This is a genomic window from Hufsiella ginkgonis (assembly GCF_009834915.1).
Taxonomy (GTDB): domain Bacteria; phylum Bacteroidota; class Bacteroidia; order Sphingobacteriales; family Sphingobacteriaceae; genus Hufsiella; species Hufsiella ginkgonis.
The window spans coordinates 108,423-123,055 of sequence record NZ_WVHS01000003.1 but is presented as its reverse complement, the minus strand read 5'-3'; the positions used below and the strand labels follow the sequence as shown (position 1 = coordinate 123,055).

10 protein-coding genes are annotated in these 14,633 nt (G+C 49.7%); 4 read left to right on the top strand and 6 right to left on the bottom strand.

The genetic code is table 11. From position 1 onward, the window contains the following. Entirely contained in the window at nucleotides 1-1,020 is a 1,020-nt protein-coding gene (locus GS398_RS12940) for a threonine aldolase family protein (RefSeq protein ID WP_160907229.1), read from the bottom strand. Between the two features lie 114 nt (nucleotides 1,021-1,134). On the opposite strand from GS398_RS12940, the gene GS398_RS12935 reads away from it, so the two are divergent. Further along, complete coding sequence (locus tag GS398_RS12935) at nucleotides 1,135-1,983, top strand: N-acetylglucosamine kinase (RefSeq protein ID WP_160907228.1); 849 nt, start codon at nucleotides 1,135-1,137, stop codon at nucleotides 1,981-1,983. Between the two features lie 178 nt (nucleotides 1,984-2,161). On the opposite strand, the gene GS398_RS12930 is transcribed toward GS398_RS12935, so the two are convergent. Beyond that, nucleotides 2,162-2,857 (bottom strand): NUDIX hydrolase, encoded by a 696-nt coding sequence (locus GS398_RS12930; RefSeq protein WP_160907227.1) that lies wholly within the window; start codon nucleotides 2,855-2,857, stop codon nucleotides 2,162-2,164. Between the two features lie 132 nt (nucleotides 2,858-2,989). Between GS398_RS12930 and pfkA the strand changes: the two genes are divergently transcribed. The 3 genes from pfkA to gap are packed head-to-tail and all read left to right on the top strand — an operon-like array spanning nucleotide 2,990 to nucleotide 5,827. Further along, nucleotides 2,990-3,973, top strand: a complete 984-nt coding sequence (gene pfkA / locus GS398_RS12925) for a 6-phosphofructokinase (RefSeq protein WP_369410260.1) — start codon at nucleotides 2,990-2,992, stop codon at nucleotides 3,971-3,973. Further along, entirely contained in the window at nucleotides 3,974-4,825 is an 852-nt protein-coding gene (locus GS398_RS12920; RefSeq protein WP_160907226.1) for a hypothetical protein, read from the top strand. A 6-nt stretch (nucleotides 4,826-4,831) separates the two neighbouring features. Then, the gene (gap, locus tag GS398_RS12915) at nucleotides 4,832-5,827 is read left to right on the top strand and encodes a type I glyceraldehyde-3-phosphate dehydrogenase (protein WP_160907225.1); all 996 of its coding nucleotides are present in this window, start codon (nucleotides 4,832-4,834) and stop codon (nucleotides 5,825-5,827) included. Nucleotides 5,828-5,968: 141 nt separating this feature from the next. Here the strand turns inward: gap and GS398_RS12910 are convergent, their stop codons facing one another. The 4 genes from GS398_RS12910 to GS398_RS12895 form a co-directional block, all read right to left on the bottom strand. Beyond that, on the bottom strand, nucleotides 5,969-6,637 hold the full coding sequence (locus GS398_RS12910) for a Uma2 family endonuclease (protein ID WP_160907224.1): 669 nt from the start codon (nucleotides 6,635-6,637) through the stop codon (nucleotides 5,969-5,971). 94 nt (nucleotides 6,638-6,731) lie between these two features. Further along, nucleotides 6,732-8,648 carry a 1,4-alpha-glucan branching protein GlgB gene (gene glgB, locus GS398_RS12905; RefSeq protein ID WP_202406096.1) on the bottom strand — a complete coding sequence of 639 codons (1,917 nt, stop codon included), beginning with the start codon at nucleotides 8,646-8,648 and terminating at the stop codon, nucleotides 6,732-6,734. A 342-nt stretch (nucleotides 8,649-8,990) separates the two neighbouring features. After that, nucleotides 8,991-11,468: a glycoside hydrolase family 31 protein gene (locus tag GS398_RS12900; protein ID WP_160907222.1), complete on the bottom strand. Its 2,478-nt coding sequence runs from the start codon at nucleotides 11,466-11,468 to the stop codon at nucleotides 8,991-8,993. Nucleotides 11,469-11,636: 168 nt separating this feature from the next. Continuing rightward, nucleotides 11,637-14,531, bottom strand: a complete 2,895-nt coding sequence (locus tag GS398_RS12895; RefSeq protein ID WP_160907221.1) for a TonB-dependent receptor — start codon at nucleotides 14,529-14,531, stop codon at nucleotides 11,637-11,639. Nucleotides 14,532-14,633 lie beyond the last annotated feature (102 nt).

Sequence of the window (14,633 nt, the reverse complement as noted above, 5' to 3'; positions counted from 1 at the left end):
TTACCTCATTTTACGTAGCGCCCCGATGGTATAATCGACCATTTCGCCGGTAACATCCAGGTGAGTTACAAACCTGATCATCTGTTCGCCAAAAGTATTGCATAAAATACCCGCGTGCTTTAGTCGCAGCACGAATTCATCCGCCTGGTGTTTCGGATCCAGCTCAAAGATGATGATATTGGTATCGACCGGGAGCACGCGTATTACAAAGGGGAGTTCGGCTAATGCAATCCCGATCGCGCGGGCATGCTGATGGTCTTCTTTTAAGCGCTGAACGTGGTGATCGAGGGCATAGATCCCTGCCGCGGCCAGGAAACCCGCCTGCCGCATGCCGCCGCCCAGCACTTTCCGGATGCGCCGCGCCTGGTAGATCGTTTCGAGGCTTCCCAGCAGCACGGAGCCTACCGGTGCGCCGAGCCCTTTAGAGAGGCAAACGGAAATACCGTCGAACATCCTTCCGTAATTCTTCGGATCGTCGCCGGTTTCTACCAGCGCATTAAAGACCCTGGCGCCATCGAGATGCAGCTTCAGCTTTTTTAACCGGCATAAATGATAAACCGGTTCTATCTGGCCAACGGTATAGCAGCTGCCGCCGCCCCGGTTCACGGTGTTTTCGAGCACCACCAGGCTAGTTCGCGGGTGGTGTATATTATCCGGGTTAATGGCCGGCTCGATCAGTTCCGGGTTCAGGCGACCCCGATCGCCATACAACAGCCTCACCGAGGCGGCCGAGTTAAAGGCGATGCCCCCTCCTTCGTACCGGTAAACATGGGCGGTTTCGTCGGCGATCACCTCATCCATTGGCCGGGTGAAGCACTTAATAGCGATCTGGTTGGTCATCGTGCCCGAAGGACAAAAAATGCCGGCTTCCATTCCGAAAAGTGCGGCGGCCTTTTCCTCGAGGGCATTTACCGACTCATCTTCACCAAATACATCGTCGCCCACCGGGGCGTTCATCATGGCTTCTTTCATGCCCGCCGTGGGCCGGGTTACGGTATCGCTTCGCAGATCAACTATCATGTAAAATCGTTTATGGCCAAATTTAGCTATTTTCGGTGCCCGCAAGAAAATTACATCGTGTTATTTATACACCAGTCATTTTTTATACATTAGCAGGCAAACTGAAAACAAAATATGATCATAATCGCTGACGGTGGTTCTACAAAAACGAACTGGTGCCTGATCAATGACGAAGGCAAAAAAATCTATTTCAATACTGAAGGATACAATCCTTTTTTCGTCGACGAAGAATATATTATCGGCTCCCTTCAAAAAGGCCTGCCGGAAGACCTGGAGTTTGACAAGATCACCGAGGTCAATTACTATGGCGCAGGTGTACATAGTGACGAAAAGGCCAGCATTCTCGAAAGAGCGATCAAGGCAGTATTTCCCGGCGCAAAAGTTTTCGTGGGCCACGACTTACTGGCTGCCGCACGTGCGCTCCTCGGAAAAGAGAAAGGTTTTGCGGCCATCCTGGGCACCGGCACAAACAGCTGCCTGTATGACGGCGACGATATTACGCACCAGATCAATTCGGGTGCTTATATATTGGGCGACGAAGGCAGCGGCTGCCACATCGGTAAAAAATTGCTGATCGACTACCTTCGCGGCTACATGCCCGAAGCCGTTCGCCAGAGTTTCTGGGACACCTTCGGCTTAACGCCGGAAGAGATCGAAGACGCCGTGTACACCAAACCGATGGTGAGCCGCTTCTGCGCAAGCTTCGCCAAGTTTGTTTATGACAATAACGTGAACATAGAATACACCCGCAACCTGGTTAAAACATCGTTCGACGATTTCTTCCGCAACCTGGTGAGCCATTACCCTGATTATAAAAACTATACGTTTAACTGCGTAGGATCTGTTGCTTACAATTTCCGTAACGTAATTGAGGAAGTAGCGGCCGAATGGGGAATGGAAATGGGACAATTACTGAGATCCCCGATAGATAACCTGGTGAAGTTCCACCTCGAAGATAAGTAGAATCTTGTAAACATAATCGTAATAGAAGAGAATGGAGAATGGAGAATAGAGAATGGACGACACGCCTATTCTCTATTCTCCATTTTCTATTTTCTATTTTCTATTTTCTATTCCCCATTTTCCCATTCTCTACCGGACCCTGCCCCCACAACCGGATCCTGTTCCCACAACGCGATTGCTACTTACTAAACGATAACTCCTTCTGAAACAGCCTTGCATACTTCCGCCTGTCGAACTTATATAAGGTTGCGGCGCGATAGGATACTCCGCGCTGTTTTTCATCCAGCTCTTTCAGGATGCCATAATTAAGCATCTTTTTACGAAAGTTCCGTTTATCGAGCTTTTTGTTCAGGATCAGCTCGTAGAGATGCTGTAGCTGGGTAAGGGTGAATTTTTCGGGTAACAATTCAAAGGCAATGGGCTGGTAGCTGATCTTGCGGCGAATTTTCTCGAGGCTCTTCTCGAAGATCTGGGTATGGTCAAAGGCAAGCTTGGGCAGGTCGTTTATCGGGTGCCAGAAAGCTTTCCTGGCGTAGTTGATCACCGGTTTCAGTTCCTTGAGCGGGTTTAACCGGATCATGGCAAAATAGGCTACCGTGATTACCCGGCCCTGCGGGTGACGATCGACATCGCCGAACGCATAAAACTGCTCCATGTAAATATCTCGCAGGCCGGTAAGCTCGTACAGGATACGTTCAGCGGCCGGGTCAAGTCCTTCATCCTGCTGTACGTAATAACCGGGTAATGCCCACCAGCCCGTATAATCTTCTTCATTACGCTCGATCAGCAACACCTTGAGCTCACCTTCATCAAAGCCAAAAACCACACAGTCAACGGTAAAAATCGATTCGAACTTAGGGACTATTTCCTGCACGCCTGTTTAATTAAGACCTTAAAAGACCTTAAATATAGGTGATTACTATTAGTGTAAAAAATTATTGCGAAATTTACCTTAGTGTAATAAATACACACTATATTCGTATTTATTTTCAAACCTTAACCAATCGTGAAAGCCATAAAGAAAATCGGGGTACTTACCTCTGGGGGCGACGCTCCCGGGATGAATGCCTGCATCAGGGCTGTGGTCCGGACGGGCATTTATTTGGGTAAAGAGGTAGTGGGGATTAAACAAGGTTACCAGGGGATGGTCGACAGGAAGTTCGTAAATATGGATTCCCACTCGGTTTGCAACATTATCCAGCTTGGAGGTACCATCCTTAAAACCGCCCGTTGCGACGAGTTCCGCACCTATGAAGGCCGGCAGAAAGCATATAAGAATCTAAAAAAAGAAGGCATTGATGCGTTGGTAGCTATCGGCGGTGATGGTACGTTTACCGGCGCCGAGCTGCTCTCGCGGGAGTTCGACATCCCGGTGATCTGTGTTCCGGGGACCATTGACAACGACCTGTACGGTTCTGACTTCACCCTGGGTTACGATACCGCCAATAATACGGTGATCGAGGCTATCGATAAGATCAGGGACACAGCCGCCTCGCATGACCGGTTGTTTTTTATCGAAGTAATGGGACGAGACTCCGGCTGTATCGCACTTTGGGCGGGTACTGCGGGAGGCGCCGAGGCGATCCTCCTTCCCGAAAAAGACACCGGGATAGAAGACCTGATCCAGAAACTGGAGAAAGGCGCCGATAGCAATAAAAGCTCCAGCATCGTGATCATTGCCGAAGGCGATAAAAATGGCGGCGCCTACCATGTAGCGAAATTGGTAAAAGAAAAGTTTCAGTTTTACGACATCAAAGTAACTATCTTAGGCCACTTGCAGCGCGGCGGCAGCCCGACCAGTTTCGACCGTGTGCTGGCAAGCCGTCTCGGGTATGCAGCGGTAAAGGCGCTGGAAGCGGGCGAAACCCGTAAAATGGTCGGGATCAGGGGCAACCGGGTAAAGCTGACGGACCTGGTTGAATCGATTAACAATAATTCTTTTAAACTTGAAGAGGACCTGATGGAAATGTCAACGATCCTTACCATATAAATGATTGCAGTAGTTTACAGCGGTTCGAGATATGCAAACTGGAAGCTGGCAGATAAGGGCTCGATTATCGCCGAGTTTAAAACGCTCGGTATCAACCCCTTTTTCAACGACGAGCGCTTCATCACCCAGTTGCTGAATAAAACCAACGAGCTGGTTACTTATGCCGAGCGCATCAAAAAGATCTATTTCTTTGGTGCAGGCGCTTCGTCTCCCGACAGGAAAAAGATCATTGCCACGTCGTTCAGTAATTTTTTCAGGTATGGTAAGATCTCAGTCGAGCACGACCTGAAAGCGGCCGCTTTGGCTACCTGCGGCGATCATGAAGGGGTGGTAGGCATTATCGGCAGCGGTTCGAACGTTGCTTATTATAACGGGCGATCAGTAAAAGAGAACAACAACGGACTGGGATACATCTTAAGCGACGAAGGCTCGGCTAACTGGCTCGGCCGAAGGCTGCTCAAAAGCTTCCTGAACCATACGCTCCCCGAGCCGCTATTGAATAAGTTCAACAAGAAATTCGGGCTCGAGCGCAAACAGATCCTGGACAAGGTGTACAGGCAGCCGCAGCCGGTATTGTTCCTTACGTCGTTTTCAGAGTTCTTCGCAGAAAATGCAAACGACACTTATGTCAAAGAAACGGTAAAGGAAGGTTTCGACCTCTACTTTAAGAACTATGTGACGCCGATCACTGAAACGAACCCGGGAGCGCCATTACATTTTGCCGGCACCATCGCCTTTGCCTTCGAACCCTGGTTGCGGGAAGTGGCCGGCAATTACGGCCTGGAAATTGCCTCGGTTGTTAAAGCGCCCATTTTTAACGTATTAACATATTACACAAATAAAAATCAATAAATAATCATGAAAATAGGAATTAATGGATTTGGCCGCATCGGCCGCCTGGCATTCAGAGCCGCAAGCGAACGTAATGATATCGAGATCGTTGGGATCAACGACCTTGTAGAGCCGGATTATATGGCGTATATGCTGAAATATGATTCTACACACGGTCAGTTTAAAGGTAGCGTTGAAGTAAGCGGCGGAAACCTCGTAGTAAACGGCAAAACCATTCGCGTTACCGCGGAGAAAGACCCCGCAAACCTGAAATGGGACGAGGTAGGCGCCGAAGTAGTTATCGAATCAACGGGGTTATTCCTTACCCAGGATACTGCCGGAAAACACCTCCAGGCGGGCGCCAAAAAAGTAGTTATGTCAGCTCCCGCGAAAGACGATACCCCTACCTTCGTGATGGGTGTAAACCACACCAAGCTCACTGCCGATCAGAACATCGTTTCGAACGCGTCATGTACCACTAATTGTCTTGCGCCGATCGCAAAAGTACTGAATGATAAATTCGGGATCGTGGAAGGATTGATGAGCACCATCCACGCGGTAACTGCCACACAGAAAACTGTTGACGGCCCGTCTGCAAAAGACTGGCGTGGTGGCCGTGGGGCATACCAGAACATCATCCCTTCTTCTACCGGCGCCGCTAAAGCGGTTGGCCTGGTACTCCCTGAATTAAAAGGAAAGCTTACGGGTATGTCGTTCCGCGTTCCTACCGCCGACGTTTCAGTAGTAGATTTAACCGTGCGGCTGGAAAAACCAGCTACTTACGAGCAGGTGAAAGCAGCGATGAAAGAAGCCTCAGAAGGCGACCTGGCCGGTATCTTAGGCTATACGGAAGATGAAGTGGTATCCACCGATTTCCTCGGGGATGCACGTACTTCCATCTTCGATGCCAAAGCCGGTATCGCCCTCAATGATAACTTTGTAAAAGTGGTATCGTGGTATGACAACGAATGGGGTTACTCCAACAAGATCATCGACCTGGTTCAGCATATCGGGAAATTATAGGAGATCGAAACAAAAAGAACCCTGCCCGGACGGCGGGGTTTTTTGTTTATGATCTGCCATAATCCGCCCGGCCTTCCACCTGCCAAAAACGGCCGGATACAACGATGGAGCGGATCGCCAGTGGTTACCGGAGATATAGTGCTAAGTAACCAGCTTTGTACCTTCATAGATCTTTTTTAATGACAACCGCACCCTGATGGATTCCAGGTAGATCCATTTATCCGGCTCGTTACATCTTAGCATCCCCCAATTCCCGTTACCGTTAACCTGGTATACTTCGGTGGCGATCGCTTCCGAATCTATCAACACATATTCACGCAGCGTCGGTATGGACTGGTACAGGATAAACTTCCTTACGCGGTCATAATTACGGGTGGAATGCGACAGCACTTCAAAGATCACGGTCGGGTTCAGGAGGTTCCATTCGTCATTATTCAAGGTTTGGACTTTACCGCATACCACGGAGATGTCAGGATAAGTGCAAAGCGTATTCGCCGGGATGTGCAACCGCTGGTTGCTGTTGTGCGGCCGGCATCCTTTTCCCGCTAACTTTTGCATTAACAGCGCAGAAACGTTCATCACGATCAGGTTATGTGTGAGCCTGGGGGGCTGCATCACAAATACCTCTCCGCGGAAAAACTCGTGTTTCTCTTCCGAAGATCCTTCCAGCCCGAAATATTCCTCCATCGTGTAACTCCTGGATAAATAATCGGGAGCCGGCTCATTCAGTTCGTGTAACGGCGGTTCACCGTATAGATAAGGAACCTGGTCGTGGTCCTCTTCATATTTTTCGACTTCTTCATTCTTCATATTCAAATATAAATAACAAAGAAATTAAAACGAAATAATAAGAAATTTAGATAATTATAAAGAAATATTTCAAAATTCCTTGCTACACTTTAATCTATTCCTGGCTTTTCCTTTTTAATATTATTCCTCCCAGCGGCGGCAAACCCATGGATACCGAGCAAGGTTGGTTCATCCATGCGATATTGTCGGCGCTTAAGGCGGGTTGTATGTAAACACCGCTGCCATCGAATTGCCGGTCGTCAGAATTAAAAATCACCTGCCATTCTCCCGGTCCGGGCACACCGATCCTGAAGCCGGTTCTTGACACCGGGGTCATATTCAGCGCTACCACTACTTCATCATGCTGGTGGTCACCTTTGCGGGCATATACCAGGATCGAGTTCGCTGCATCGCCGCCGTCTATCCAGGCGAAACCATCAGGGGTGAAACTTTTCTCGTATAAAGCCGGTTCCTGTTTATAAAGGGCATTTAACTGTTTTACCAGCGATTGTATCCCCAGGTGCGGGGCATATTCAAGCAGGTGCCAATCGAGCGAGCGCGAAAAGGCCCATTCGCTGCTTTGGCCGAACTCATCACCCATAAACAACAGCTTGGTACCCGGATGTGTAAACATATAGAGGAACAGGAGCCGAAGGTTAGCAAAACGTTCCCAATCATTCCCGGGCATCTTATATAGCAGCGACTTCTTGCCGTGCACCACTTCATCATGCGAGAAGGGCAGCATAAAATTCTCCGTAAACGCGTAGATCGTACTGAACGTGATCTGCCTGTGATGATATTTCCGGTAAACGGGATCCTGCTGGAAATAGCTCAGGGTATCGTTCATCCAGCCCATCATCCATTTCATGCCGAAACCCAACCCGCCAAGATGAACCGGTTTACTTACGCCACCCCAGGCGGTAGATTCCTCGGCAATGGTTTGCACGTCAGGGAAAGTACCATATACCGCTTTGTTGAAATCCTCAAGGAAGCTGATGGCCTCCAGGTTTTCGCGGCCGCCATGTTCATTGGGGATCCATTCCCCGGCTTTCCGCGAATAATCGAGGTATAACATAGAGGCCACCGCATCTACCCGTAGCCCGTCGATGTGATACCGGTCGAGCCAGAAGATCGCGTTACTGATGAGGAAGGACCGCACCTCGTTTCTGCCGTAATTAAATATGTGCGATTTCCAGTCGGGATGAAAGCCCTTGCGCGGATCCTCGTGTTCGTATAAATGAGTCCCGTCAAACCGGTGAAGCCCATGCGCGTCTCCAGGGAAGTGTGAGGGTACCCAATCCATAATCACGCCGATCCCGTTCTCATGGAAAAGCTCCACCAGGTACATCAGGTCCTGGGGAGTGCCGTACCGGGAAGTCGCCGCAAAATAGCCGGTTATCTGGTATCCCCAGGAGGGGTAATAAGGATGCTCGGCGAGCGGCATAAATTCCACATGTGTAAAACCCATTTCCTTTACGTAAGGTACCAGCTTACCCGCCATTGAACGGTAGCTAAGAAACTGGTCGGGCGATTCGGGGCTCTTGGCCCACGAACCAAAATGCACCTCGTATACCGAAAACGGCTTATTCAGCGCATTCTTCTCCGCACGGGCGGTCATCCAGCTCCTGTCCTTCCACTCGTACCAGGTATCCCAGATAATGGAAGCGGTTTTTGGCGCCTCTTCCCACCGCAAGGCGAAGGGATCGCTTTTTTCGAGCTCCTCTCCGGAGTTCGCGCGGATAAAATATTTATAGATCTCGCCGTTACCGGTATGGGGTATAAAGCCTTCCCATATTCCCGACGAATCCCAGCGTACAAATAACTGGTGTGAATCGCGGTTCCAGCCGTTAAAATTGCCGGTTACCGAAACCTGCCGTGCATTGGGCGCCCAAACCGCAAAATAAGTACCGGTAACGCCCAGGTGCTGCAGTACATGTGAACCCATCTTCTCATAAAGCTTAAAATGTTTGCCTGCCTGGAAGAGACTGACATCAAAATCCGTAAGCAGGCTAAAAACCTCTACATTTTTCATTGCCACAAAACTACCCTGGCCGGTCGCAGGAGAGGTTTCGCCCGTGTCAACGGCTTTAGTTTTCCTGGGTATGCGCGCAGGTTTCGGCGACTGACCTTCCTGGTCCGCAACGGTTCTTTTAGCCATAATTATAGAGATGATGAATGATTAACAGGTTCTTAATTGGTGAATAAAGATACCTGTTTAACAGGGGAAAAGGCCGATGGTTGGTAATAATCTTGAGAATCTTGGTCCGGCTTGAAGAAATTTGATGTTTGAGGTTGCATGCGCTTATCGCTCATTTATAAAGCGAAGCTAACCTCAAACATCAAACGTCCCACCTTAAACCTATATGATCCTTTCCTAAGCCAATACCTGTATATACCTAAAGTTCTTGCTGGTTTTAATCCTCACCCTTTGCAGGTTGTCTACCTCCAGGCTGCCGGTATAATCTTTGCCGTCTATGATCACCCTGGAAGGGTTGAACGGCAGGCAGATCAGTTTCAGGTCGTAAGTTTCGTAACGGGGAGTGAACAGGCCTTCGATAGATTGACGGATCGTCATCGAAGTGGCATCGCCGTTTACCACGAACTTCTTCTCCAGGTAAATATCCTGCTCGTAGGCGAACGTATCACCATGGTCCTCGTAATAAAACGAGTTAACCTCGTAGCTGGAATAATAGATCTGGAACATTAGCTCGTCTACATCTATTTCGCCCACATACTGCATCAGCGGCGATTCGGGGATCACTGATCCCGCTTTCACAAAGATCGGCATGCTGTCCAAGGGCGCGTCGACGGTTATCTCCCTGCCGCCCTGCAGGAGCTCATGGGTCCAGTAATTGTACCAATCGCCTTTTAACAGGTAAACAACTTTTTTCCGCGCGCCATAATCCGTTACCGGGCATACCAGTATCTTATCACCAAAGGTGAATTCGTTTTCGCGGTAGTGGTTGCTGGTCTCCTCCTGTTCCACCATCATTACGGGACGAAGAATGGGAAAGCCATATTTGTGGTGCTCCCAGAACGTGGAGTAAATATAAGGCAGCAAACGGTAGCGCAGCTCGATGAACTTACGATTAATGGCCTCCAGTTCAGGGCCAAAGCTCCATGGCTCGCGTTCCTTGGTATCGCCTGCGGAATGCGCCCGCATAAAAGGAGTGAACACGCCGAACTGGATCCAGCGTGTAAACAGCTCGCCGTCGGGCTCGCCGCTAAAGCCGCCGATATCCGTGCCGCAGAAAGGAATGCCGGAAACCGATAAACGGGTACACTGGATGATGCCCAGCTTTAGATGCTCCCAGGTGGCCACATTGTCGCCGGTCCATACAGACGAGTACCGCTGCACGCCCGAATAGCCGGCGCGTGTAATGGTAAACGGGCGTTTATTTTTCTGGTTCTTTTTTAATCCTTCGTAGGTAGCCCTCACCATTTGCATGCCGTACACGTTGTGTCCTTTGCGGTGCGAGCAGTGATGACCGTCATAATCATGCCGTACATCCACCGGGAAAGTGCCGGTGCCAAATACGGCAGGCTCGTTCATGTCGTTCCAAACGCCGGCGACGCCAACGTCTGTAAGTTCTTTGAAGAGCGTACCCCACCAATCGCGTACTTCGGGATTCGTAAAATCAGGGAACTGGCAGCGGCCCGGCCATACGTAACCTTCCATGAGGTAATCGTCGCAACGGCGGCAGAAGTACTTCTTCTCTTTCCCTTCTTTAAATACCCAATAATTGTCGTCTACTTTAATACCGGGGTCGATGATCACCACCAGCTTGAAACCGTCGTCGGCCAGCTCCTTGATCATTCTTTTCGGGTCCGGGAAATATTTCTTGTTCCAGGTAAAGCAGCGATAGCCGTCCATATAGTCGATATCTAGATAGATGGCGTCGCAGGGGATCTTGCGGTCGCGGAAATTCTTTGCGATGTTCTTTACTTTACTTTCCGGGTAATAGCTCCAGCGGCATTGGTGAAATCCGAGTGCCCACAATGGCGGCATCGGGTGTGTCCCGGTGAGGGTATGATAGCGTTTTACCACGTCCATCATGTGCGGGCCGTGGATGTAGTAGTATTGAAGCTCGCCGCCATCGGCCCAGAAACTGGTCTTATCGCGCTGTTCCTGTGCAAAGTCGAACTGCGATTTAAAGGTATTATCAAAAAATATCCCGTAGCTGGTATTGTTGGTGATCCCGAGATAAAAAGGGATGGTGCGATACAGCGGGTCCTGGTGCCGGGCAAAGGAATAAGTATCCGAATTCCAATTTACCAGGCGCTTTCCGCGAAGGTTAAAATCGGTGGTTTTATCACCAAGACCGTAGAAGCTCTCATCGGCGCGCGCCTGCTTGGTACAGTAAATGTAATAACCGCCAAACTCGGTATTTTCTTCCCAGTGCATGGGAAAGGCATCCTGGCTCACCACGAACTCGTGGTTGTCTACAAAAGAGATAAGGAAATCCTTTTTGCTGATCACACAGGTTACGGTATTGGTAAGCACGCGGTAGTTGTCTTCATCTTCCTTAAAAGAAAACACGGTAACGCGTTGTGCGGGTTTTTCTACGGCGTAAGAAAATTCATCGAGGAATACGCCGTGCGGCGCCAGCCTGATGCGAATGATCTCATCGCTTACCACCCTTACTTCCACCCTTGCTTCGCCGTCCGAAAAGTAAAAGCTGTTGTCCTTTTGTACGTAGTCCTTAATCGCTGTAAGATATTTCTTCACAATTGGCTTCATGCCAACGATCGGATTATTCACATGCTGAAAACCCTCTTCTTCAAATTGCTGCAGGCTCAGCTCCGGTGCTTCATCCAGCGGCTGCGACGACGGGTCGTTGATCTCATCCATATATTAACAAGTGCTTATACTTTAAGCTCAAATAAAGGAAATAATATTGAAAGCGCCAAGCTGGTCCCAAGCTAAAAGCAGAAAGCCTAAAGCTAAAAGCGTCGCGCAATGCCGGGCATTATGCAGGAAGCTTTTAACTTTAGGCTTTCTGGTTTCGGCTGAAAAAGCCTATCTCATAAATTGATCGAAGGTAAACGACAGGTAGTAAACCGCCCCGACCGAAGGGTTGCCATAGGAAGTGCGGTAATATTTGTTCAGGATGTTTGATCCTCCCAATTTCATTACTGCTTTATAGAATGGGATCTTGTAGCTCACCTGCGCATCTACGGTACCGAACGCGTCCACCTGGCCGGCGGCGAAGGTAGAGGACCAGCGGTATTCGTCCTGCCAGCGGTAAGCTACGTTAAAACCAAGGTTCTTGGTTAGCGTACGGTTTCCCAGGCCAAGATTAAACCGGTATTTCGGGGTATTAAACTCGCTGTTCAACGAGCTGTTGTTGTCGTTAAGCTCGTTGTAAGAGATATTTCCGGTGATGTTGTAACCGCCGCCTGCAAGGTAATCAAGACCCAGCGCAGCTCCCTGCGAAGACACTTCATCCGGGTTATTTACTACCGTTGAATACGTGCTGGCAGTTGCGAGACCGGCCGGGGTACCGCCTGCAGGCTGAAGCAGGATCAGGGTAGAAAGAAAATCCTTGTAGGAATTATAGTAGTAATAAGCGTCTACCAACAGTTTCTCTTTCATCAGGCCTTTGTAACCGATCTCGTAAGATTGCACGCTTTCAGGCTTGAAGTCGCCGAAGGTGTAAAACTGAAGATCCGCTGCGTTACCGGTAGTTTTAAATTTATTTACACTGGCCAGCGTGTAACCTTTGTTGGCATTCAGCTGGTATTTATCGATCATAGAGCCAAGGCCGCCGATCAGGCGAACGCCGCTGCTTCCGCCCACCAGCAGGTCGATGTACTGGTTCTGCGTGGTCGGGTTACGGTAACCGGTCTGGTAAGAAACACGCAGGTTATTGTTTGGCGCCACGGTATATACACCGGAGATCCTTGGAGTAAACCGGCCTTCAAAGTTCTCGTTCTTATCATACCTCACGGCGCCTGTTAGTTTAAACTTATCGGCGAACATTTTCTTGCCGGCCTGTGCAAAAGCGCCGTATTCTTTAATGGTCAGCTCCTGGTTCAGGTCGTCGAAGATCGTTCCGTCAGACCGCAGCTGGTAAGTGCGGTGAGATGCGCCCACCTGCAGCTCGAAGGCACCGTTAAGCGCATTATCGAAGTTATACATCCCCTCGTAATGATAAAGGTTCGACTTATCGTTGAACTTAGCACCTCCGGCAGGGCCGATGGTTTTTCTCACGATATCAGCCTTATACGACTCAAACTGGGCGGACCCTGGCAGCGGACGGTTACGATCTGCAAATTGCCGGGCGCTAACATGGGCCTGGGCATCGGTGGCACCGGCCATTTTTGCCTGGGCGAAAGCACCGGTATATTCAGGGAACCAGGTAGTAGCGGGTACAGAATTTTGATTGATGTAAGTACCCAGTAGCGTGGCGTTATAAGCCTGGCCCGAACGCTCCTGGGTAGTATAGCCGCGCAGGAAGAAGTCTTTGCCCTTCAGCTCGAGCTTGTACTGGCCGATATTGAAGTTACGCAGTGAATAACGATCGGAACCGGTATACACCGAAGTTCCGGTACCCCAGTTCGCCTGGAAGATCGCCTCGGTATTGCTGGTCACCTTATAATGCAGCGCACCGGAGGTTTTAATCGATTTGGTATCATAGTCCACCAGGTATTTCTCTTCGTATCCGGTACGGGTCGGCGCCACCGCCGGGATCGCGTTGTTACGCAAACCGAAATAGAAAGGGATCATGTTCTGAACGTTCGGACGCAAAGCCGCCGGCAGGGCACCGATAAAACCGGCGATCTGTGCAGGAGTGGCGTTCGCCGGAAGGCTGGCGTTCAGCTGCGCAACGATATCAACCGTATTCCCGGTAGCCGCCAGGATTCCGGCGCGGGTTTGGGTCTGCACGGCAGTAGCCACGGCCTGGAGCGTCGGGAACGCAGCATTTGGCTCATCACCGTATACGTTTACCCCGTCGTAGGTAGGATCAGAATTACGGTCGCCCGTTTTTGCCGCGCCTGTGTACCGGTCGAAATTTGAATAATCAGACGCAGCCCAGTCATTTGCGGTCATATACGATAAGTTCGCTTTAAACGCGAACTTGTTGTTCCACGCTTTGGCGTAACGCATGGAAAAGTCGCGGTACTCGGAGCGGTCGGCCTGGTCGTCGTTCACGTGGTTTACACCTGCTTTATAAGTAAGGCTCAGGCCCTGGTAATTAAAGGGGTTTTTAGAGTTCATGATCAGCGTGCCGTTGGTACCGCCGGCGCCGTAAAGGGCCGATGCCGCACCCGGAAGCAATTCTGCATTTTCCACGTCGAGATCAGAGATGCCAACGATATTTCCTACCGAGAAGTTCAGGCCGGGAGCCTGGTTGTCCATTCCGTCTACGAATTGGTTAAAGCGGGTGTTTCCGTTTGCGTTAAATCCGCGGGTGTTTATGGACCGGAAGGTTAAGCTCTGTACGCTCGACTCTACGCCTTTCATGTTGGGCAACGCGTCGTAGAACGAGGGCGCGGCAGACTCACGTACCGCTATCGCACCCATCCGCTCAATGGAAACGGGGGATTCGAGAATGCGCTCCGGCGTTCTCGAAGCAGCTACCACCACTTCCTGGCCGAGTACCGTACCGGCCTCCAGGCTGATCATTAAAGCTGATGCGGACGTTACTTCCTGCTCATAAGGTTTATAACCGATATAAGAGACTACCAGCGTAAACGGTAGTTTCTCGTTGGTATTTAAGGTGAATCTTCCGTTTTCATTGGTAGAAGTGCCACCACTTTTTCCCTTGATCGTGATGGTCACACCTGCAAGTGCCTCATTCGTGGATTTGTCGGTAACGGTTCCCGTGATCGGGGTATTTTGCGCAAACACTGCTGCTGCTGGCATCAATAACACGATCATAACCGCAAGTCGGGTAAATATTTTGCTCATAATTGGAAAATTGGTTAGCTATTAATTTCTAAGGATAAACATAGGTGTTTATTTTAAACATACAAAAATCATTTTTTGACCTCCCTTTTTTATATTTAACAA